Annotated in this window: 16 protein-coding genes; 5 read left to right on the forward strand and 11 right to left on the reverse strand. The window is 71.6% G+C overall.

Features of this window, described 5'->3' with window-relative positions:
- Positions 1 to 307 precede the first annotated feature (307 nt).
- The 6 genes from ACTFAP_RS21285 to ACTFAP_RS21310 all read right to left on the reverse strand — a co-directional run bounded on the left by ACTFAP_RS21285 (position 308) and on the right by ACTFAP_RS21310 (position 3640).
- Positions 308 to 577, reverse strand: a complete 270-nt coding sequence (locus tag ACTFAP_RS21285) for a hypothetical protein (protein WP_500467143.1) — start codon at positions 575 to 577, stop codon at positions 308 to 310.
- 75 nt (positions 578 to 652) lie between these two features.
- A complete protein-coding gene (locus ACTFAP_RS21290; RefSeq protein WP_500467144.1) occupies positions 653 to 871 on the reverse strand; it encodes a hypothetical protein in 219 nt (72 codons plus the stop codon).
- A gap of 253 nt (positions 872 to 1124) precedes the next feature.
- Positions 1125 to 1325 carry a hypothetical protein gene (locus tag ACTFAP_RS21295; RefSeq protein WP_500467145.1) on the reverse strand — a complete coding sequence of 67 codons (201 nt, stop codon included), beginning with the start codon at positions 1323 to 1325 and terminating at the stop codon, positions 1125 to 1127.
- Positions 1322 to 1786: a hypothetical protein gene (locus tag ACTFAP_RS21300; RefSeq protein WP_500467146.1), complete on the reverse strand. Its 465-nt coding sequence runs from the start codon at positions 1784 to 1786 to the stop codon at positions 1322 to 1324. Before ACTFAP_RS21300 ends, ACTFAP_RS21295 begins: the two co-directional genes overlap by 4 nt.
- 77 nt (positions 1787 to 1863) lie before the next feature.
- Positions 1864 to 2256 carry a hypothetical protein gene (locus ACTFAP_RS21305; protein ID WP_500467147.1) on the reverse strand — a complete coding sequence of 131 codons (393 nt, stop codon included), beginning with the start codon at positions 2254 to 2256 and terminating at the stop codon, positions 1864 to 1866.
- A gap of 139 nt (positions 2257 to 2395) precedes the next feature.
- A complete protein-coding gene (locus ACTFAP_RS21310; protein WP_500467148.1) occupies positions 2396 to 3640 on the reverse strand; it encodes a helix-turn-helix domain-containing protein in 1245 nt (414 codons plus the stop codon).
- A 142-nt stretch (positions 3641 to 3782) separates the two neighbouring features.
- Here ACTFAP_RS21310 and ACTFAP_RS21315 point away from each other — a divergent pair, with 142 nt between their 5' ends.
- Together ACTFAP_RS21315 and ACTFAP_RS21320 are read left to right on the forward strand one after the other, a co-directional pair.
- Positions 3783 to 4025, forward strand: coding sequence for a lasso peptide biosynthesis B2 protein (locus ACTFAP_RS21315; protein ID WP_500469526.1), 243 nt, complete (start codon positions 3783 to 3785; stop codon positions 4023 to 4025).
- Between the two features lie 13 nt (positions 4026 to 4038).
- The gene (locus tag ACTFAP_RS21320) at positions 4039 to 4593 is read left to right on the forward strand and encodes a GNAT family N-acetyltransferase (RefSeq protein ID WP_500469528.1); all 555 of its coding nucleotides are present in this window, start codon (positions 4039 to 4041) and stop codon (positions 4591 to 4593) included.
- A gap of 133 nt (positions 4594 to 4726) precedes the next feature.
- On the opposite strand, the gene ACTFAP_RS21325 is transcribed toward ACTFAP_RS21320, so the two are convergent.
- The 5 genes from ACTFAP_RS21325 to ACTFAP_RS21345 all read right to left on the reverse strand — a co-directional run bounded on the left by ACTFAP_RS21325 (position 4727) and on the right by ACTFAP_RS21345 (position 18347).
- The gene (locus ACTFAP_RS21325) at positions 4727 to 5791 is read right to left on the reverse strand and encodes an MDR family NADP-dependent oxidoreductase (RefSeq protein WP_500467149.1); all 1065 of its coding nucleotides are present in this window, start codon (positions 5789 to 5791) and stop codon (positions 4727 to 4729) included.
- Positions 5791 to 7575: an FAD-dependent oxidoreductase gene (locus tag ACTFAP_RS21330; RefSeq protein WP_495681947.1), complete on the reverse strand. Its 1785-nt coding sequence runs from the start codon at positions 7573 to 7575 to the stop codon at positions 5791 to 5793. Before ACTFAP_RS21330 ends, ACTFAP_RS21325 begins: the two co-directional genes overlap by 1 nt.
- Before the next feature lie 44 nt (positions 7576 to 7619).
- On the reverse strand, positions 7620 to 16985 hold the full coding sequence (locus tag ACTFAP_RS21335) for an amino acid adenylation domain-containing protein (protein WP_500467150.1): 9366 nt from the start codon (positions 16983 to 16985) through the stop codon (positions 7620 to 7622).
- A gap of 384 nt (positions 16986 to 17369) precedes the next feature.
- Positions 17370 to 17951, reverse strand: a complete 582-nt coding sequence (locus ACTFAP_RS21340; protein WP_495681949.1) for a DUF305 domain-containing protein — start codon at positions 17949 to 17951, stop codon at positions 17370 to 17372.
- A 60-nt stretch (positions 17952 to 18011) separates the two neighbouring features.
- Positions 18012 to 18347, reverse strand: coding sequence for a DUF6153 family protein (locus ACTFAP_RS21345; protein ID WP_400010698.1), 336 nt, complete (start codon positions 18345 to 18347; stop codon positions 18012 to 18014).
- 170 nt (positions 18348 to 18517) lie between these two features.
- On the opposite strand from ACTFAP_RS21345, the gene ACTFAP_RS21350 reads away from it, so the two are divergent.
- The 3 genes from ACTFAP_RS21350 (at position 18518) to ACTFAP_RS21360 (ending at position 20637) form a co-directional block, all read left to right on the forward strand.
- The gene (locus ACTFAP_RS21350) at positions 18518 to 19273 is read left to right on the forward strand and encodes a polysaccharide deacetylase family protein (RefSeq protein ID WP_030733543.1); all 756 of its coding nucleotides are present in this window, start codon (positions 18518 to 18520) and stop codon (positions 19271 to 19273) included.
- A gap of 89 nt (positions 19274 to 19362) precedes the next feature.
- Positions 19363 to 19773: a hypothetical protein gene (locus tag ACTFAP_RS21355; protein ID WP_500467151.1), complete on the forward strand. Its 411-nt coding sequence runs from the start codon at positions 19363 to 19365 to the stop codon at positions 19771 to 19773.
- A gap of 72 nt (positions 19774 to 19845) precedes the next feature.
- Complete coding sequence (locus ACTFAP_RS21360) at positions 19846 to 20637, forward strand: VOC family protein (RefSeq protein ID WP_500469530.1); 792 nt, start codon at positions 19846 to 19848, stop codon at positions 20635 to 20637.
- Positions 20638 to 20670: the final 33 nt, after the last annotated feature.

Here is a 20670-nt window from a genome sequence, read left to right on the forward strand (position 1 = left end):
GAGGGCCCCGCGACAGCGTCCCACGGCCGGCGCAGGGAGATGCAGGTCGTGTGCTCATGGGTAGAGCAGCTTGGCCCATCGGAGCGTCCGACGTCAGCGGTGCTGCGCGTGGTCCCGCGCTTCGGCGTGAGAGACGGTTGGGCGAATTGCGGCCCTCGTCGGCGCGCCGAGAGCGACATCACACGCCCGAAGGGCGGTGAACCGAGCTTGCGCATGCCCAGTGCGCAGCCGACGCCGCGCTCCTGGCTGCGGACGACCACCCCGCCTGTGGGCTGAAGTTCAGGAAGCGTCGTCTCCCCGGGAGCGGTCACAGGGAGCGCCAGGCGTTCACCGCCGCCGCCACGGAGGCGGCGGCGGTGAGCAACAGGCCGGCGGTGCCCAGGACGTACAGCACCCGGCGGGGCCGGCTGCCGGGCAGGCAGTCCGCACACAGCAGGTTCGGTACGTACCGGCCGCCGTGCTCGGGCGGCCCGGCCCAGGTGACCAGGGCCTGGCGGCGGCAGCCGGTGCAGGTGCCGGGGTGCCACCAGCGGGCCCCGCGCAACTGCGGGGCCGGAGTGGGGGATGGGGGAGTCATGGGTGTCTCAACAAGGGTGGTGTGGGGGTGGCGCATCCGGTCCACGGAGCGGGAAGGGGGGCGCGGTCCTGCCGATCAGGCGCGGACCGGGTCCGTGCCAGCCGGTGGAACGGTCGCAGCGCGGCGGCACACCGGCGCGCACGCCCACAAGGTGAACAGGTAGCCGTACCGGTCCCGTAAGGGCCGGTCGACCGTGCGCGGCCGGTCTGTGGAACGCAGGGCCGCGCCGCACACCGCGCAGGCCAGCCCCATCAACTGCCGTGCGGACAACCGCCGCAGGTCGAGCGCCGTCACGCGACATCCGTCCGCTGCGCCTCTCGTTCGGCGGTGGGGCGTCGGTGTGCAGGTACCTGCGCAAGGTACGCCTCCGGTACGGGAGGCAGCGCGGCCTCGCCGCCGGGCGTGTGGCACCGGCAGGTGCAGTCCGTGCGCAGGTAGCTGGGGGTATCGGGGGCGGGTGCGTCCAGGCAGTTCCAGTGCGCCCAGACAGGCAGGCCCCCGTCGTCAGCAGCCCGGCACATCGCCGTGACCATGGCCAAATGGTCCATCAGCCGTCACCGCCGGCCTCGCGTCGTATCAGGTCGGCCATGCCCGGCGGCTGTTCCTCGACCGGCACCAGCTCGTACACCCGCACGCACCGCGGGCACCCGTACACCGGCCCCGCCGGGGTGACGGCCACCGTCAGCATGAACCGCGCCGGCACCTCGCCGCACGCCTCAGACCCGAACCCGCACATCGGGTTGCTCATCCGGGCTCCCGCTCGGTACCGGCGATCGCCGCCGCACAGCGCAGCCACGCAGTCGTATCGTCGGCGTGCTCCTGGCACGCCGTGACCGACACCTGGCGTCCGCGCGGTCCGGACGCCGTGATGACCGCCGGCGGATACGCCACGCCCCCACACCGCACACAGCGCTCCGCCCGGCACCCCTCCAGTGCTGCGAGCGACGCGCACAACGGCGCTGTGTCGGTCAGGCAGTCACCACGCGGCGGTGCCGCCCAGCGCCACACCCCGCCCCGCAGCGGCCCCCGGTCCGCCGGGGGAACGTGGACGAGGTCACCGATCCCGAGCACCCGCAGGCCCCCGACCGGCACGGCACGCGCGCTCACGGGGATGAACCAGGCCATCGTGTCGTTCGTCTGGTCTTCCACAACGCCGCGCGACGGCACGAGGGTCAGCAGCACGGCGGCTGTCGTCCGGGATACCTGCACGGCGTCGAACCACCGCCCACACGGCACCGCCCGCGCACCGGATCCCGGGGAGGGGATCCAGACCGGCAGGTCCCCGTTCACCGTTCCGTCGCCATGGTGTCCGGCCCCGGCACCGACAGAAACGCTCCGCGAGCCATCAGCCAGCCGCGCGCCTCTTCGCGCCACGGCCCGGCGTCCTCTCCCAGTGCGACCACGACGCCCGTGCACTGGCCGCTGCTCACGAGGTCCTGGACTCGTTCCCACCCAGACGGGCCGGCGGGGGGCGGAGCCTGCGCGAAATCGGTGATGCTGCCGATGATTACCCAGTGCCGGGCCTGCGCGTGGGCGACCAGCCGGGACAGCGACCGCCGCGCGGTCGCAGGAGTGGCCGCGCGCAGATAGAGCACGACCGATACGGGAGCCGGGAACTGGCCGACGGCGGCGTCCGCGAGCATGCGGCGGCGCTGCGAGGCGAGAGCACTACGCGTCATGTACGTAACCGTGCCGCTACAAGCGGCAACAGTGAAGAAACGAGACGGACGACTCGGTGAATTGACAAGGCCTCAAGTCGGCTGCTCCGGACGACTCCTGAGGGGCACTCGTCCGAGAGTCGTCCGCAGCGGACGACTCTTACAGCGCTGATCGCTCATCAGCACGAGCGAAGTACCCCGGACCCCCTCCTTCGTCCGACGCCCCGACGAGCTGAGCGACCCGACGCAACCGGGCTGTGCTCCCTTTGCTCACCCGCTCGTAGATCACCCTCGGCAGGGCCTGGTGTCGCGCCCACACCGGCGCCGCGACCAACGTCTCCTCCAACGTCTCCAACGAGGCGTCCCACATTTTCGCGTCGGCCTGCGCCATCGCCTTGTCCATGGCGTACCGGTTCTGCGCTGCCTCGGACAGATCCGAGACATCGTTGATGGACTTGATCAGCTCCAGCGCGGTGCCGGTGGAGCCCATCGCGACGTTGATCCCCACCGCCTGCGTCGTCGCCGACACCGGCCCGAACAGCGTCCCGTGAGCCCGGAACTCCGAGCCCATCCTGGCCCCCACCGCGTGCGACTGCGACATATGCAGCTCGGCCCGGTCCTGGTCCTCCAGCCGCGAAGCGACGACGGCCGCGAAGTTCACGTGCGACCCGTACACCGTCAGCTCCTCCAACGACGCCCGGGAAAACCGTGGCTCGATGTCGGCCGCCGATTTCTCCGCCAGCGCCAGCGCGTCATGCAAGCGCGCGTCCCGCAGGTACACCCAGGCCCGCCCCGACTCCACCAACGCCACCCGCAGATCGTCCGCTGCCTCCCGAGCGGCCTCCTGCGCGTGCCCGATGGAGGCGTAGGCCAGGTCACGGCTGCCCATGAGGTTACTGACGTAGGCGGCGAGGCGGTACGCGTCGGACAGCAGACCCCATGCGCGTGCCTGATGGCCCACCGGCTGATCGCGGAGATGAGCGGCAGCCGCCACCAGAAGCGGCGTGACCAAGGCGCCGGCCCCCGCGTACGCCCCGCGCCAATACGCTGCCCAGCACCGTGAGATGCCGGCCTCCACCTCGTCCGCGCCGGCCTCGGTGACGGTCTCCGGGAGCATCCCGGCCCGGGTGTCGTGCACCGCACGGGAGAGGTCCCGCATCATCGTCCGGTCACCCTGGTGCATCGTACGCCGGGGCGGCTGGTGCCCGAGGATCACACTGGGGTCCACACCCAGTGCCCCCGAGATCTTCAGCAGCGTGGGCAGCGACAACGCCTTGTCCTGCTCAGCTTTCTGAATGGTGACGAGTGACAGACCCGTCATATCGGCGAGGCCCTGCTGGCGCAGTTCCTTCCCCCGGAGAATCTTGATCCGCGCGCCGGTGCTGTAGTCGGACCACTGCGGCATAAGGGCGCCTCCGTTCTGAACGCGACATTCAGACGGTACCCCCGTGTAGGGGCGGGGAACAGCGAAACAGCTCCCGCCGGTTGGGCATCCGAGAGGCACGTTGCGGAATCTGGTCACCTGCGGACGCACGGGCACCGCTCTGGTGCACCCGCAGCCGAACTCGCCAACCGGCTGGGCGCCCGACCGCGCGGGGGCGTTCCGCGTAGCGCTGCGGCGATCCGCCCAGGGCCGCAGGGTCCGGTGGTGTCATGGCGTCGCGCCAGACCCGGTGCGGCTCCATGCCTGGGTGCAGACTGTGGACGGCGCCACCGTCGCCGAGCCGGGGTCCACCGGCGCCTACACCCCCGTCCTCACCATCGGAGACCGCCATCAGCATCCCGACTGACCCGATTCTGTGGCTGCGCAATGAGAAGTGCGGCCTCGGCCCGTACCGTACCGACCTCGTCGAGACCTACTGGCGGTGGGAGCAGGACCCCGCCCTCATGATCGGATACGGCCGTCAGGCCCCCGAAAGTCTCGACGCCAGGACCGAGGGCATGCGCCGGCAGCAGGCCGGCGACAATATCCGCTTCACCCTCTACGACCTCGCCACCGGCGGTGAGCCGACGCCGGCCGGGGTGGCCACCCTGCTGCCCGACCACAGCGTCCGCTGTGCGGAGTACGTCGTCATGCTCGGCAGCGAGTTCCGCGGGCACGGCCTGGGGTCGGCCGCCACCCGGCTCGTTCTGGACTACGCCTGGCACGTCACGAACCTGCGGATGGTCTGGCTCTCCGTCCTCGCCCCGAACGCCGCCGCGATCCGCGCCTACGAGAAGGCGGGTTTCCAACCGGCCGGCCGACTTCGTCAGGCCGGGTACTGGCGAGGCAAGCCGTGCGACGAGATCATCATGGACGCCCTCGCATCGGACTTCACGGGTCTCTCCGTCATCCCCGACCCCGCACAACCTGCTTGAGGTCGGGTGCCTCACCGCGATCCTGTGCACGACACCACATCCGCGCGGTCGGCAGCGCACACCGCTGGCCCCTTCCGCGCTCACAGAACGCGGAAGGGGCCATGGCGTCGGGTCGCCGTACGGGCGCCGGCCGTTACAGCGCGACCAGGACCTTGCCGCGGTTGCCCTCCTGGCCGGTGTACAGGGAGCGGTACGCGTCCGGGAGGGCGTCGAAGCCCTGGTGGATGGTCTGGTGGTAGGCCAGCTCACCCTTGCGGATCAGCCCGCCCACCTCCTCGTGCAGCGCGTCGACCATCTCCTCCGTGTACCACTCGTCGGCGAAGATGCCCCGGATCGTGGTGCGCGGGAACATGATGTACGGCAGCAGCCGCGGCCCGGTCCACTCCCCGTTGACCGTGGTGGCCCACTGCCAGCACACCGCCACCTGGGAGTGCACGTTGAGCATCGTGAACACCGCGTCCGTCACGGTGCCGCCCAGGTTGTCGAAGTACTTGTCGACCCCGTTGGGCGCCGCCGCCGCCAGGGCCTCGCGCACCGTGTCCGTGTCGTCGCCCTGCCGGTAGTTCACCACCGCGTCGAAGCCCAGCTGCGTCAGGTACGCGGCCTTCCCCGGCGAGGAGGTGGTGCCCACCACCCGGGCCCCGGCCCGCTTGGCGAGCTGGCCCACCAGGGTGCCCACCGTCCCGGACGCCCCGCTGATCACCACCGTGTCCTCGGAGCCCACGGTCAGGAACGTCTTCATCGCGCCGAACGCGGTGATGCCCGGGGTGCCCATCACGCCCAGCGCAGTGGACAGCGGCAGCGCCTCGTCGTACCGCCGCGGGTCCAGCTTGCGGAACGGGGGCAACTGGACGGCGAACTCGGCGCCGTCGTCGTCCCACCCGCTGGGCCCCCCGGTGGACACCAGATGGCTGCACCAGCCGCCGTACCCCTGCACCAGGTCCCCGACCTGGAAGCGGGCGCGCGGCCCCGCCACGGCCACCTCCATGATCGAGTCACCGCGCACGGTGTCCCCGATCGGCGTCTGGAGCGAGAGCCCCACCAGATACGGGTCCACCGACACGTACCGGGTGCGCAGCAGCATCTGATCGTCCGCCAGCGAGGCGGGATCGAACTCCCGCGTCACCTTCCGGTAGATCCGGTCGGTGTCCGGGACCCCCGGGATGTGCTCGGCGATCACCCATGTGTGTACCTGCACTACACGCTCCTCGACGATGTGACGGTGTTGTTGGCGCCGGTGGCGGTGTCGCCGCCGGTGGTCTGGGCGGGGAACCCGGCCGCCAGATCCGGCACGCCCGGCTGCTTGCCCACCGCGATGGCGACCTGGGTGGGCGGCGGCGCGCTCTCGTCGACGCTGGCCGTGAACTCCCGCCCGTCGTCCCGGCAGATCACCTGCGTGACCTGCCGGCCCGAGGCCACCGCCCGGATCAGTCCGCCGACGGTGACCCACACCCCGGCCAGATAGAAGTTGGAGAGCCCCGGCAGCACCGGGCCGTTCTTGTTGATCTCCACCTCCACGGTCTCGCCGCCGTCCACGAACGGCTGCCAGCCGGGGAACCCGCCGTTGTAGGTGCCCGTGTAGCGCACCTGCGTCAGCGGCGTGGACACGTCCCGCACGGCGACCGCGTCCTTGAGACCGGGGAACCGCTCGTCCAGGAAGTTCTCGATGGTGATCCGCGCCTGCCGCTTGGCCTGGGTGTACGCCTTGCCGTGCTTCACCGGCAGGGTGTGCAGCACCTGACCGCGCCGCACCCGGCCCGCCTGCTCCGGCACGTCGTCGCGCAGCGCCCGCCACGGCTCGGCCTCCGAGAAGTACGTGGCGAAGATGACCGTGGTTTCGCGCGGCGACAGCTCCGGGTAGTGGCAGCTGCGGAACTGCACGTTCATGCTGGGATGCCGCATGCCGGTGAGCTTCGCCGCCATGCTGTCCTCCAGCACGTACGTCGTGCACGGCTCGCCCTCGGGGAACGGCCGGCGCAGCCCCAGGAACAGCGAGACATAGCCGGGGGAGATCGTGCCCACCTCGTTGATCGTCTCGGTGAGCAGCTTGCGCCAGGTGTCGTTGAGGTACCGGCCGCCGAGCATCTCCATGGCGGTGGTGTGCAGATCGGCCGCCGACACCACGATGTCCGCGCGGAACTCGCGGCCGTCGGTGAGCCGCACCCCCACCGCCTTGTCGTGCTCGACGAGGATCTTCTCCACCTTGGCGTTGTAGGTGATCTCCCCTCCGAGCCCCAGGTAGCGCCGCTCCACCGACCGGGCCAGCTCCAGCGAGCCGCCCTCGGGCACCCCCGCCGAGCCGTTGGCGTGCGAGGCCAGCTGGAACCAGAACGGCAGGACGGGGAAGTCGGCGTGCTTCTCGTACAGCACGTAGTTGAACGCCTCGCGCAGCACCGGGTGCTGGAACTTGTCGGCGTAGTCCGTCATCAGCTCGGTGATGGACTTGCGGATGGCGTTGAAGTACGGCAGGAACGAGGCCAGCATCTTCCACCGCTCCCACCGCCCCATCAGCCCCACCGGCTTGAGGAACGGATAGACCGACAGCGCCTTCTGGAAGGTGCGCACCCCCTCGCAGAAGTTCTTGATGCGGCGGGCGTCGGCCGGGGAGATCTCCAGCAGGTGCGCCTGGAGCCGGTCCGGGTCGGAGTAGAAGTACACCGGCTGGCCGCCGCGCACCCGCACGATGTTGAAGACGTCGAACTGGCGCATCTCCTTGCCCTGCAACGCCCCCAGTTCCATCCAGATCTGGTACATCTCGTTGCCGGGACCGCTGCCCAGCAGCCAGCTGACGCACCAGTCGAAGGTGAAGTCCCCGCGCTCCCAGGCGGTGCAGGAACCGCCCGGGATCTCGTGCATCTCGAAGACCCGCGTCGCGTAGCCGTTCATCTGCGCGTAGCAGCCGGTGGACAGGCCCCCCAGGCCGCCGCCGATGATGATCATCGACTGCCTGCCCGGGGTGCCGGAGGTGGTGGGGGATGACATGGCGCTGTGCTCCTTGGTGTCGACCGCCGGCTGAACGAAAGGCGTCATACCTCGCCATCACCGCCGGTGAGAATGCCGCGCGCCAGGCGCGCGTTGTGCTCGACCGTCCCCGGATCGAGCATGTCGGCGTGCCGGCCCACCCCGCGCAGCACGTCGGTTCCGGTACGGGAGGCGCCGTGCCAGCTGCCCTCGGCGCCGCTGTCGTACGCGGCCGCGTTCTCCTCGTCACTGATCACCGCGATCCGGGCACCGGTGGTGCCGGGGTTGGCGGTGCGGCCGGTGAACTCCAGGTAGTCCTTGGCCTGTTCGCGCGTCTTCTCCGCGACCAGTGCCGAGCCGGTGTGCTTGCGCAGATGCTCGGCCAGCTCGCGCTCGAAGACGGCCAGGTGCTCCGGACCCAGCTCGTAGGACTCCGTCACCCGAAGCGAGTCCATGATGACGATGTGGCGCACGGTGCGGCCGCGCCGCTCCAGCTCCTTGGCGACCTCGAAGGCGAGGTTGCCGCCCAGCGAGTAGCCGAGCAGGTCGATCTCGCCCTCCGGCCGGTGCCCGGCCACCAGGTCGGCGTACCCGCTCACCTTGTCCTCGCCCATCAGGTAGTTGAAGGCGAGGAACTCGAACTCCGGCAGCCGCGCCGCGAACTCCCGGTAGACCAGGCCGTGACCGCCGGCCGGCGGGAAGCAGAACACCGTGCCCGCCGCGGCGTTCTCGTTGAACCGCAGATACGGCAGCGACCCCTCGATCTCCCCGGTGACGATCCGCTCGACCGTCTTGGCCATGCCGTGCAGCGTCGTCACCTGGAACAGCCGGCTGACCGGGATGGAGATCCCGAACTCGGCCTGCAGGTGGTAGATCAGCTCGATCAGCCGGATGGAGCTGCCGCCGGTCTCGAAGAAGTCGTGGCCCAGACCGGGCCCGGGGGCCTCGATGCCCAGCAGCCGCTGCCAGTGCTCGGCCATCCGGGTCTCGTACAGCGTGACGGGGGGCTCGTACACCGGCCCGTCCGCGCCGTCGCCGGTGCGCGGGGCGGGCAGCGCCGCCACGTCCACCTTGCCGTTCGGGGTGAGCGGCAGGGCCGGCAGCTCGGTGAAGTGGGTGGGGATCATGAACGTCGGCAGATAGTCCGCCAGGCGCCGGCGCACCTCGCGCCACTCCAGCGTGGCGCCCGGTGCCGCCACCCCGTACGCGCACAGCACGTTCTCGCCGCCCGCGTCCGGCCGCACGGTGACCTGCGCCTGGGCCAGCTCGGGGCAGGCCGCCAGGTGCGACTCGATCTCCCCGATCTCGATGCGGTGCCCGCGCACCTTGATCTGCGAGTCGGCCCGGCCCAGCAGATGGACGGTGCCGGCCGCGTCCCAGCGCGCGAGGTCACCGGTGCGGTACAGCCGTACCGGAGCGTCGCCGGCCAGGGCGCGGGTGAGGAACCGCTCCCCGGTCAGCGCCTCGTCGCCGAGGTAGCCGAGCGCCACCCCGGTGCCGCCGATCCACAGTTCGCCGGGGACACCGGGCGGCACCGGCTCGCCGCGCGAGTCCAGGATGTACAGCGCGCTGCCCGGGAACGGCCGCCCGATGGGCACCATCCGGCCGCCCTCCAGGTCATCCGCGGGACCCTCGAACCAGGCGCTGTCGATGGTGGCCTCGGTGAGCCCGTACGAGTTCACCAGCCGCTGCGCGCCCAGCGCGCGCAGCCGCTCGTACTCCTCGGCCTTCCAGGAGTCCGAGCCCACGATCAGCAGCCGCAGGAAGTCCAGCCGGGCCCCGGTGTCCTCGCAGTGCCGCACCAGGGTGCGCACCACGGCGGGCACGAACTCGCCGCAGTCCACCTGTTCGGCGCGCATCGTCTCGTACAGCCGGGCCGTGTTGAACAGCAGCTCCCGGCCGACCAGCACCAGCGTGCCGCCCGAGCACAGGGCGCGGGTCAGGTCGCCGGTGAAGACGTCGAAGGAGGGGCTGGCCATCTGGAGATGGACCCGGATGCCGCCCTCCTCCAGACGGTAGGCGTCACGCCATCCGGCGTACACGGAGGCCAGGTTGCGGTGGCTGACCGCGACCGCCTTGGGACGCCCGGTGGAGCCCGAGGTGTAGATGACGTAGGCGGGGGAGTCGGGCCCCGGCTCGGCGTCCAGACCTGCTTCGCCGGCCTCGCCCGCGAGCAGTTCCTCCAGGGTGACCACGGTGCCCGGCAGCCCCTCGGCCGCGCCGCCCGTCCCGCCGATCACCAGCGTGGCCCCGGCGTTGCGCACCATGTACGCGAGCCGGTCGGCGGGATAGTCCGGGTCCAGCGGCAGATAGGCGCCGCCCGCCTTGAGGACCGCCAGCAGAGCGGTGATCAGCTCGGGCGACTTCTCCAGGCACAGCGCGACGACGGTGCCCTCGCGCACGCCGCGCGCCCGCAGCCGCCCGGCCAGTTCGCCGGCGCGCTCCTCCAGTTCGCCGTACGTCAGCCGGCGGGTCTCCCCGCTCTCGGCGGGCGCGGCCACCGCGATCGCCTGCGGGGTACGGTGCGCCGCCTCGGCGATCAGCCGGTGCACCGGCACCGGCGCGTCCTCCCCGCGCTGTCCTGCCCCGCTCCACTCGGTGAGGATCCGCTCCCGCTCGCCGCCCGACAGCATCCGCAGTCCACCGGTGGCGGCGTCGGCGGGCGCCGCGGTCAGCGACTTCAGCAGCTGGGTGTAGTGCCCGGCGAGCCGCCGGACCGTCTCCGCCTCGAAGAGGTCGGTGTTGTACTTGAAGACACAGTGGAACCGCCCGTCCGCCTCCTCCTCGTACGCGGACAGCGTCAGATCGAACTGGCCCTCCTCCTCGGGCAGCTCGATGTACTCCAGCTTGTAGCCGTACTTCTCGGTGGCTACCTTGTGGTGCAGCAGGATGAACATCGCCTGGAAGACCGCCGACCGGCTCGGGTCGTGGGCCAGCCCCAGCTGCTCCACCAGCAGCGTGAACGGGTACTCCTGGTGGTCCAGGCCGCCCAGCACCGTGGTGCGCACCTGGTCCAGCAACTCGGCGACCGTGGGGTCACCGGCCAGCGAGGCGTGCAGCGGCAGCGGGTTCACGAAGTACCCGTAGACGGAGCCGAACTCCTCCTGGGTGCGGCCGGTGACGGGGGAGCCGACGATGATGTCGTCCTGCCCCGAATAGCGGTGCAGCAGAAGGTAGTACGCGCTCAGCAGCACCATGAAGACGGTGACGTTGTGCTCCCGCGCCAGCGCGTGCACCCGGGCGCTCAACTCCGCGTCCAGCGCGAAGAACTCGGACGCCCCATTGTGGGTGAGCACCGCCGGGCGCGGTTTGTCGGTGGGCAGCGCCAGCACCGGCACCTCGTCCGGCAGCTGCCCCCGCCAGTACGCGAGCATCTTCTGCGCCTCGCGGCCGGCCAGGAACGCGTTCTGCCAGTTGAGGAAGTCCAGGTAGCGGGCGGACACCGGCGGCAGTTCGACGTCGTGGCCCTGCCGCAGCCCCTCGTACAGGGACAGCAGTTCCTCGATGAAGGTGAAGGTGGAGATGGCGTCCGAGATGATGTGGTGGACGGCCTTGGTGATGACCCAGCGGTCCGGGCCGCGCCGGAAGAGGCGGAACCGGATCAGCGGATCGGTCGCCAGGTCGTACGGCTTGCGGTACTCCTCGATGATCATCCGGTAGATGTCGTCCCACGCGCGGTCCTCGACATCGAAGAGCGCGATGTCCTCCTTGATCTCCGGGGAGATCCGCTGCACCGCCTGCCCCTCCACCAGCAGGAAGTTCGCCCGCAGCACGGGATGCCGGGCCAGCAGCCGGCGGAACGCCTCGAACATCAGGTCCGGGTCCAGCTCGACCCGCACCTCGACGGCGCCGCCGATGTTGTACGCGAAGCCGTCCGGGTTCAGCTGCTTCAGGAACCACAGCGCCTTCTGGTTCTGCGTCAGCGGGAACTCGGCCTCGTCCTCGAAGCGCTCCACCGCCGTCACCGCGGCGCCGCTGCCCTCCTCGGCCAGCAACTCCTCCAGGCCCTCGTGCAACTGGGTGATCAGGTCCCCGGCCGGCGCGCTGGACAGCAGCGCCACCACCGGCAGCGCGATGCCCACCTCGGCCACCACCCGGGCCCGCAGCTCCATCGCCAGCAGCGAGTCGAGCCCCAGCAGGTTCAGGCTGACCGCCGGATCCACCTGCTCGGCCCGCACCCGCAGCACACCCGCCACCAGCGTCGTGAACCGCTCGGTCAGCAGCAGCCGCCGCTTGTCCGCGGTCGCCTCCCGGAACGCGTCCAGGAAACTGCCGTCGCCCTCGGACCCCGGGCCCTGGGCGGTGGCCGCCAGCTCCGTGACCAGCCGCGGCGGCGCCGCGTACCAGGACATGAACACCGGCCAGTCCACGACCGTGGCCACCAGCAGCTGCGCCCGGTCCTGCCCGATGACCCGCTCCAGCACCGCCATGCCCGCCTCGGGCGCCAGCGAGGACATGCCCCGGCTGTTGCGGTAGTGGTCGATCAGGCCCAGTTCCTCGATCATGCCGGTCGCCCACGGGCCCCAGTCCAGCGCCAGCGCCGGCAGCCCCTGCGCGCGGCGGTGGTGCGCCAGCGCGTCCAGGAAGGCGTTCCCCGCCGCGTAGTTGGTCTGCCCGGCCGTCGTCAGCCAGGCCGCGACCGAGGCGAACAGCACGAAGTGCTCCAGCGGTTCGCCGCTCAGCTGCCGGTGCAGCAGCGCCGCGCCCACCACCTTTGGGTCGTGGACGGCGTCGAACACCTCCCGGTCCATCTCGGGCACCAGGGTGTCGCGCACCTGCCCGGCGAGATGGAACACCCCGCGGATCGGCGGCCCCTGGGCGCGCCGGTACCCGGCGAGCCAGCCGGCCAGCGCGTCCTCGTCGGTGATGTCCAGCGGCGCGAGAATCGGCTGCGCGCCCAGCGCCTCCAGCTCCTTGAGGAAGGCCACATGCCGCCCGGCGGGCGAGTGCGGGTCCTGGTCGGCCCAGCGCTCGCGCTCCGGCAGCCGGGTGCGGCCCACCAGGATCAGCCGCCGCGCCCCGCGCCTGACCAGCGTGCGGCACAGCAGCCTGCCGAGCGCGCCGAACGCGCCGGTCACCAGATAGCTGCCGTCCGGGCGCAGCCGCAGCGGCAGCGGCCTGCTCAGCCCCTCGGCGGCCACCAGCCGGCTGGTGTGCCGCTCCCCGGCGCGCAGCGCGATCTCGTCCTCGCGCTCGGCCGCGCCGGTGGGGTCGGCCAGCTCGCGCAGCAGCGCGTACGCGTCCTCCTCGACGCCGCCGTCGGGCGCCAGGTCGATCAGCTTGCCGCCGCGCCCGGCCAGTTCCTGCTGCCACAGCACCCGACCGATGCCCCAGGCGGGCGCGCCCAGCGGCTCCACCGGCTCACCGGGGACCACGCACTGGGCGGCTCTGGTGACGATGTGCACCGGGGTGCCGCCGTGCCGCTCCGGGTCGGCGAGCAGCGCCTGGGTGAGGGCGATCAGGGCGTACGCGCCGGTGGAGGCGATGTCCGCGAACCGTCCGCGCGGCGCGTCGGCCAGCGCCGGCCGGTCCAGGTTCCACAGGTGGACGACGCCGTCCACCCGGCCGAGATCGGTGAGCAACCGCCGCAGGTCATCCGCGGATCCGGGGACGACGGTGGCGGTCCTCGCCGTGCGGTCCAGGCCGTACGCGGCACCGGGCCGCACCAGATGGGCCTCGCCGCCGGCCTCGCCGATCAGCGCGGCCAGCCGCTGCGCGACCCCGCCCGCGTCGGCGAACAGTACGTGCCGCCCGGCCGCCGGCGCAGCGGACGCCGCTTCGGGCAGTGGGCACGGCACCCAGCTCGGTTCGGTGAGCCAGCTGTCGATGGTGGACAGCCCCACGGTGGTGGCGGCCTTCTCCACATCGGCGGCGCGGAAGCCGGCGACGCGGCCCAGCGGCGTACCGTCGGCGCCGTCGTACACGGCGATGTCACCGGTGAGTTCGTCCTCGTCGTCGCCGGTGACGGTGGCGTGCACCCACAGTTCGCGGTCGCCGACCGGGTCCAGCCGTACCTCGGCGATGGACAGCGGCAGTCGGATGCCGGTGCCTCCGGGCCCGGCGGGCGCGGTGAGCAACTGCGGGGTCAGCAGCGACTGGAAGCAGGAGTCGAGCAGCACCGGATGCATGTGGTGCGCCGCCGCGTCCGGGGCGAGCCCCTGCGGCGGCCGGATCCGGGCCAGGGCCTCGCCCTCGCCGATCCACACCTCCTCGATGCCCTGGAAGGCGGGGCCGTAGTGGTAGCCGAGGGCGGCCAGTTCGGCGTAGCAGTCGGGGCCGCTCAGGTGGCGGGCGGCGCGGGCCCGGACGGCGACGGTGTCCAGCGGCGCGGTCAGCCGGCGGCGCTGGGCGGCCCGTACCGTACCGGTGGCGTGCACGGTCGGCTCGGCGCCGGCGGCGCCCACGGTGGCGATGGAGAACGCGGCGGCGTCGGAGGAGAAGGACAACTGCACCGTCTGCGGCTCGCCGTCCGGCAGGAACAGCGCCTTGCGCAGCTCGATGCCGGCCAGCGCGGCGGTGCTGTGCTCACCACCGGTCAGCGAGCGCATGGCCTGCGCGGCCATCTCCAGATAGCCGGCGGCCGGGAACAGCACGGTGCCCTGGATGCGGTGGTCCTCCAGATACGGGGCGGCCTCCGCGTCCAGCTTCACCTCCCACACCGGCTCGGCGCTCGCGGTGCGGCGGCCCAGCAGCGGGTGGTCGCGGTGGCCGAGCCGGATCTGCGCGACCGGGGCCGGCTCGACCCAGTAGCGGTCGCGCCGGAACGGGTAGCGCGGCAGCTCGGCCGGGCGCCCGGCGGGGTGCAGGGCGTGCCAGTCCACGGCGAAGCCGAGGCTGTGCAGCGCGGCGAGCGACAGGGTGAGGCGTTCGCGCTCGTCGGCCTTGCGGCGGATGGAGGCCAGGGTCACGCTGTGCGCGTCGCGGGCCTCGCAGCACTCGCGCAGGGAGTGGGCGAGCACGGGGTGCGGGCCGATCTCCAGGAAGACGCCGTAGCCGTCGTCCAGCAGCCGGTCCACGGCGGCCCGGAAGTGCACGGCCTCGCGCACATTGCGCCACCAGTAGTCGGCGTCCAGCTCCGTGCCCTGCGCGACGGTGCCCGGCAGCGCGGTGAGGTACAGCGGCAACTTCGCCTGCTGCGGCTTGAGATCGGCGAGCGAGGTCAGCAGCTCGTCCTTGATCAGCTCCATGCGGGGGCTGTGGTACGGGACGCCGACCTCCAGGAAGCGGGCGAAGATGTCCTCGGCGCCCAGCTCGGCGGCGATCACCTCCAGCGCCTCGGTGTCCCCGGCCAGGGTGATGGAGGTGGGGCTGTTGACGGCGGCGATGGAGACCCGGTCGCCGTGCGGGCGCACCCGGCGGGCGGCCTCCGCCTCGGTGAGGCTGACGGCGAGCATGGAGCCGGTGCCGATGAGCTTCTGCTGGAGCCGGCTGCGGTGCACCACGATCTTCACGGCCTCGGGGAGGGTGTACACCCCGGCCTCGTAGAACGCGGCCACCTCACCGGTGCTGTGCCCGGTGACGGCGTCGGGCTGGATCCCCTTGCTGCGCCACAGGGCGGCCAGGGCGATCTGGACGGCGAAGTTGGCGGGCTGGGCGAGCCAGGTCTCGCTCATTCGGGAGTCGGCCTCGTCGGCGTTCAGCTCCTGGGTGAGGGACCAGCCGGTGAGCGCGGCGATCTCCTGGTCGCAGCGGTCGATGACCTCGCGGTAGACGGGCTCGCTCGCGTACAACTGGCGGCCCATGGCCCACCACTGCGGGCCCATTCCGGTGAAGACCCACACCAGCCTGCGGTCCAGGCCCTCGCGCTGGGTGCCGGCGACCGCACGCGGGTGGCTCTCGCCGCGGGCGACGGCGCCGAGCACCTCGTCGAGGGCCTCGGGGGAGTCGTACACGACGGACAGCCGCTGCTCCAGATGCTGCCGCCGGTGGGCGAGGGTGTAGGCGGCGTCGCCGAGCGGCAGGCCCTCGGCGAGCCGTTCGCGCAGGCCGGTGGCGATGGCGGGAAAGGCTTCGGGGTCGCGGGCGCTGAGCGGCAGTACGGAGTACCCGTCGGTGGCCGGTGGCGCGGGCTCCTCGACGGTCGGCGGTGCCTCCTGGAGCAGGACGTGGGCGTTGGTCCCGCCGAAGCCGAAGGAGTTGACGCCGGCCCGGGCCGGCCCGCTGTGCTCGGGCCAGGGGGTGGGCTCGCGGGGGATCTCGTACGGCAGGGACGCCTCGTCGATCTGCGGGTTGAGCTTCTCCAGGTTGATGTGCGGCGGGATGACCTTGTGCTTGAGGCTGAGCACCGTCTTGATCAGCCCGGCGATGCCGGCGGCGGACTCGGTGTGCCCGATGTTGGTCTTCACCGAGCCGACGTACGTCCTGGCGCCCGGCTCGCGGCCGATGGAGAGCGCGCGGCCGAGGGCGTTGGCCTCCAGCGGGTCGCCGACGGGGGTGGAGGTGCCGTGCGCCTCGACGTACTGCAGGCTGCCGGGGGTGACGCCGGCGGCGGCGCAGACCCGCTCGATCAGGGCGACCTGCGCGTCGGGGTTGGGCACGGTGATGCCGTTGGTGCGGCCGTCCTGGTTGACGCCGCTGCCGATGATGACGGCGTGGATGGGGTCGCCGTCGCGCTGCGCGTCCGTGAGGCGCTTGATGGCGACCATGCCGACGCCCTCGGCGCGTACATAGCCGTTGGCGGAGGCGTCCAGGGCGCGGGAGCGGCCGTCGGGGGAGAGGAACCCGCCCTTGGTCTCGGCGATGGTGTACTGCGGCGCCATGTGCAGCAGGGTGCCGCCGGCCAGGGCGACGGAGGTCTCGCCGCGGCGCAGGCTCTGGCAGGCGAGGTGGACGGCGACCAGGGAGCCGCTGCACGCGGTGTCGACGGAGACCGAGGGTCCGCGGAAGTCGAAGCAGTACGAGATCCGGTTGGACACCATCGTCATCATGGTGCCGGTGGCGGTGTGCGCGGCCAGGGTCTCGAAGCCGAGGTCGGCGAACTGCAGGATCTTGTAGTCGAGGGTGAACGCCCCGACGTACACCCCGACATCGGTGCCGGCCAGCTCGGCGGGCTTGAGGCCGCCGTCCTCCAGCGCCTCCCAGGCGACCTCCAGGAGCTTCCGCTGCTGGGGGTCCATGTGCTCGGCCTCGCGCGGGCTGATGCCGAAGAAGGCGGGGTCGAACTCGTCGAAGCCGTCGATGTATCCACCGCGTCCGCCGACCAGCCGGCCGGGCTTGGCCTTGTCGCCGCTGCCCAGGGTGTGGGTGTCGTAGCGGTCGGCGGGGGTGTCGGTGATGCAGTCCTTGCCGTCGAGGAGGTTGCGCCAGAAGGTCCGGTAGTCGCTGGCGCCGCCGGGCAGCCGGCAGCCGATGCCGACGATGGCGAACGCGTCGTCCTGGGACGGGACGGGCGCGGGGACTTCGGGTACGGGGACGGGGGCAGGGTGGTGCATGGAATCCATCGTGAGAATCCTTGGGTGATGGCGCGTGGGGGCGGATCAGGCGATTCGAGCGGGAATCCCGGTCAGCCCGTTGGGGGACAGCGCCGCGGTAAGGACAGAAAAATCTGAAGAACAGATATGCGAATGCCGATGACGAACGGCATGGTGGAACGCGGAACGAGAACCCCCCTTGTGGACAGGCGCAGGCCGATGACAGCCCCGTAGGTGTTTATGGGGATTGTGTGTTGCGGCTGCGCGGTTGAAGCCTGCCTTATGAAGATCGAATAGGCCAATAGGGTTACGCGGGGGGCGCGCGGAGCACCTTTGCGCGCTACCGGTCATACAAAAGGGGTGGGCGTTCCGGATTTCGGATCGCCCACCCCTCGGGTGCGAATATCAGTTCAGAAGTTCGGTCATCTGATCGATTTCAGCGGACTGGGAGGAGATGATGTCCTGCGCCATCTCCAGGGCGGGCGCGAAGGACCCGTGCTGCTCCAGCTCCCGCGCCATCTCGACCGCGCCCTCGTGGTGCACGATCATCAGGCGCAGGAAAGCGGCGTCGAATTCCGCGCCGGAGGAGCTTTCCAGCTCTCCCATGTCCTCTTCCGACATCATGCCGGTCATGTCGTGCCCACTGTGGTCCGCCGGCTCGGCGTCCCAGTCGGACAGCCAGGACCGGAGCGTGTCGATCTCCGGCCCCTGGGCCTGTTCGATGACGGCGGCGAGATCCCGCACCGCATCCGATCCGGCGCGCTCGGCGGCGAGTTCGGACATCTCGATGGCCTGCTCGTGGTGCGGGATCATGCCCTGGACGAAGGCGAGATCCGCCGCGTTGAAGGCGTCGGAGACCGGCGCGCCACCGTGCTGGGAATGTCCGCCCGGCTCATCGGAATCGCTCCCGCAGCCGGCGGTGAACAGCAAGGCGGAGGTGACGGCGGCGGCGCTGAGCGCCCGCGCCGCGAAACGGTACGAGGTCATGGTGGAGAAACAGCTTTCTGTGCAGTGCTGAGGTGTTGGACGCGTCGGTGCACGACGCGCCTATATGCGCAGCGACTGCAGAGAACTCAGGGAAGGCGGTGCCCCATTGGGCGGTCCGCGACCGGCTGTCGGCGGCGCGACGAAGACCGGGTGCACCATGGCTGCGCCGGCTGCTTCCGCCCCGGCGCCGACCGGGATCGGCGTCCCGCCGACCCCACCCGCCACACAGTCCGGGTCCGCGTGGTCGAGATGCGCCGCGCCACCGGCGTCGTGCGCGGGCGCGGCGGCCTCCGTGTGATGCGCGGGGGAGATGACGACCCCCGGCGCGAGCGCGTGCATGGCGAACACCCCGGCGAGTACCGCCAGGATCAGCAGCGCGCCACGGACCCGGTTCACGCCCGCCATCCTACAGGGGTACCCCCGGTGGGTACCCGAGGGGATCCGGCGGAGCGGTAAGGCGTCCCGCCCGCGGTGCCGCTATACACGGGACGTATAGTTGTTCGATCGTCCGGCAGGCCCGGGCGTGGGGGAGAAGACGACCGTTCCACCTGGGGGATTCCCGTTCCATGCGACTCAACAAGCCGGCGACCGCCGTCGCGGCGGCCCTGACCCTGACCGTGACGCTCGCCCTGACCGGCTGCTCGGCGGAGCGGATATCGCCCGAGAGTGTGCGCGACAAGGCCGACGAGAAGTCCGGCGGCGCGTTCGGCTCGGTGGACTGCCGCGAGGCCAAGTGCGTCGCCCTCACCTTCGACGCCGGCCCCGGACCGTACACGGCCGAACTGCTGGACATCCTGGCCGAGGAGGAGGTCCCCGCGACGCTCTTCCTGCTCGGCAAGAAGCACATCGACACCTATCCCGAACTCGTGGTGCGCTCGGCCGAGGAAGGGCACGAGCTGGCCAACCACACCTGGACCCACCCCCGCCTCACCGAGGTGGACCGGGACGAGGTGCGCGACCAGCTGCTGCGCACCAACGAGGCCATCGAGGAACTCACCGGGCAGACCCCGACCCTCATGCGCCCGCCGCAGGGCCGCACCGACGACACGGTCGCCGAGGTCTGCGAGGAACTGGGCCTGGCGCAGGTCCTGTGGTCCGTCACGGCCAAGGACTACTCGACCAACGACTCGGACCTGATCACCGAACGCGTCCTGGACCAGGTCGACCGCGACGGCATCATCCTGCTGCACGACATCTACGAGGGCACCGTCCCGGCCGTCCCCGGCATCATCGAGGCGCTGAAGGCCGACGGGTACACCTTCGTCACCGTCTCCCAGCTGATGGCCCCGGGGGTACCCGAACCGGGCAAGGTCTACCGCTGACCGACCCGGTAAGCGCGCCGTGTCGCGGCACGCCCCGGGCCCGTAACCTCTCGCTCCGTCACGCCTCACCGCGACGAAGGAGCGACCCGATGGTCCATGGATTCCCGCGCAAGCTCACCGTCCCCGTCCTCGCCCTCGCCGCCCTGGGCCTGAGTGCCCCGGCGGCGACGGCCACCGGCCCGGCCCCGGCCGCCGCGTGGACGGCGACCCACGACACCGGCACCGCCTCGGGCACCACCACCCGTACCTCCGAGGGCATCCTCATCAGGGCGACCGTCGAGGGCGAACTGAGCAGCTCGGACGGCGCCTGCTACGCGGCCTGGATACAGGTGATCAGCGACCTGGCCCCCGGCCCGCTGATCAAGAACGCCACCGTCTGCGGCACCGACACCGCGGCGGTCGGATTCCAGGCGAGCGGGATGCCGACCACCACCTACACCCTGCGGGTCTGCCGGGGCACCGAGAACGCGACGGACTGTTCGGCGCCGGTCCGCCTGTGAGCCGAGCGGTGGCGGCCGGGGGCGGCCGGTGTCACGCTGGCTGATGAGGCTGACGTGACAAGGGAGGACTCCGTGCTGACCACCGACTTCGTCCCCGGCTCCCCCTGCTGGCTCGACCTCGGCGCCCCGGACCCGGAGACGACCGCCGCCTTCTACGGCGCGGTCCTGGGCTGGACCTTCCGGCCCATGGGTCCGGAGGCGGCGGGGTACGGGGTCCTGCAGAGCGAGGGCCGCACGGTGGCCGCCCTGGGCCGCCTCACGGAGGAGGGCGCCCGCTCGGCGTGGATGCTGTACTTCACCACCACCGACGCGGACGCCACCGCCGACGCCGTGACGAACGCGGGCGGCGCCGTCCGGGTGGCCCCCACCGGCATGGACGACGAACACCGCATGGCCCAGTTCACCGACCCCCAGGGCGGCCAGTTCGCGGTCTTCGAACCCCGCACCGATCAGGGCGTGGAAGCGGTGGACGTCCCCGGCTCCCTGTCCTGGACCGAGCTGTACACCCCGGACGGCGCGGCGGCGAAGACCTTCTACACCGCGGTCTTCGGCTGGCAGTACTCCGAGATGCCCCTGCCGGGCGACGGCGGCACGTACTCCCTGATCACCCCGCCCACGGCGGACGAGAGCCGCATGCAGGGCGGCCTGATGCAACTCCCGTCCACGGCCCTGACCCTGACGAACGGCGCGGCGTACTGGCACCCCGTCTTCACCACGACGGACTGCGACGCGGCCACGGCCACGGTCACCCAGAACGCGGGCACGGTCCAGATGGGCCCGGAGACGGCCGAGGGCGTGGGCCGCCTCTCCGTCTGCGCCGACCCCAACGGCGCGGACTTCGTGCTGCTGACCCCGGAGACCTGACCGTTCGCCCGGCCACGGCGCGGGCATTGACGA

Source organism: Streptomyces sp. PH9007 (assembly GCF_059813725.1).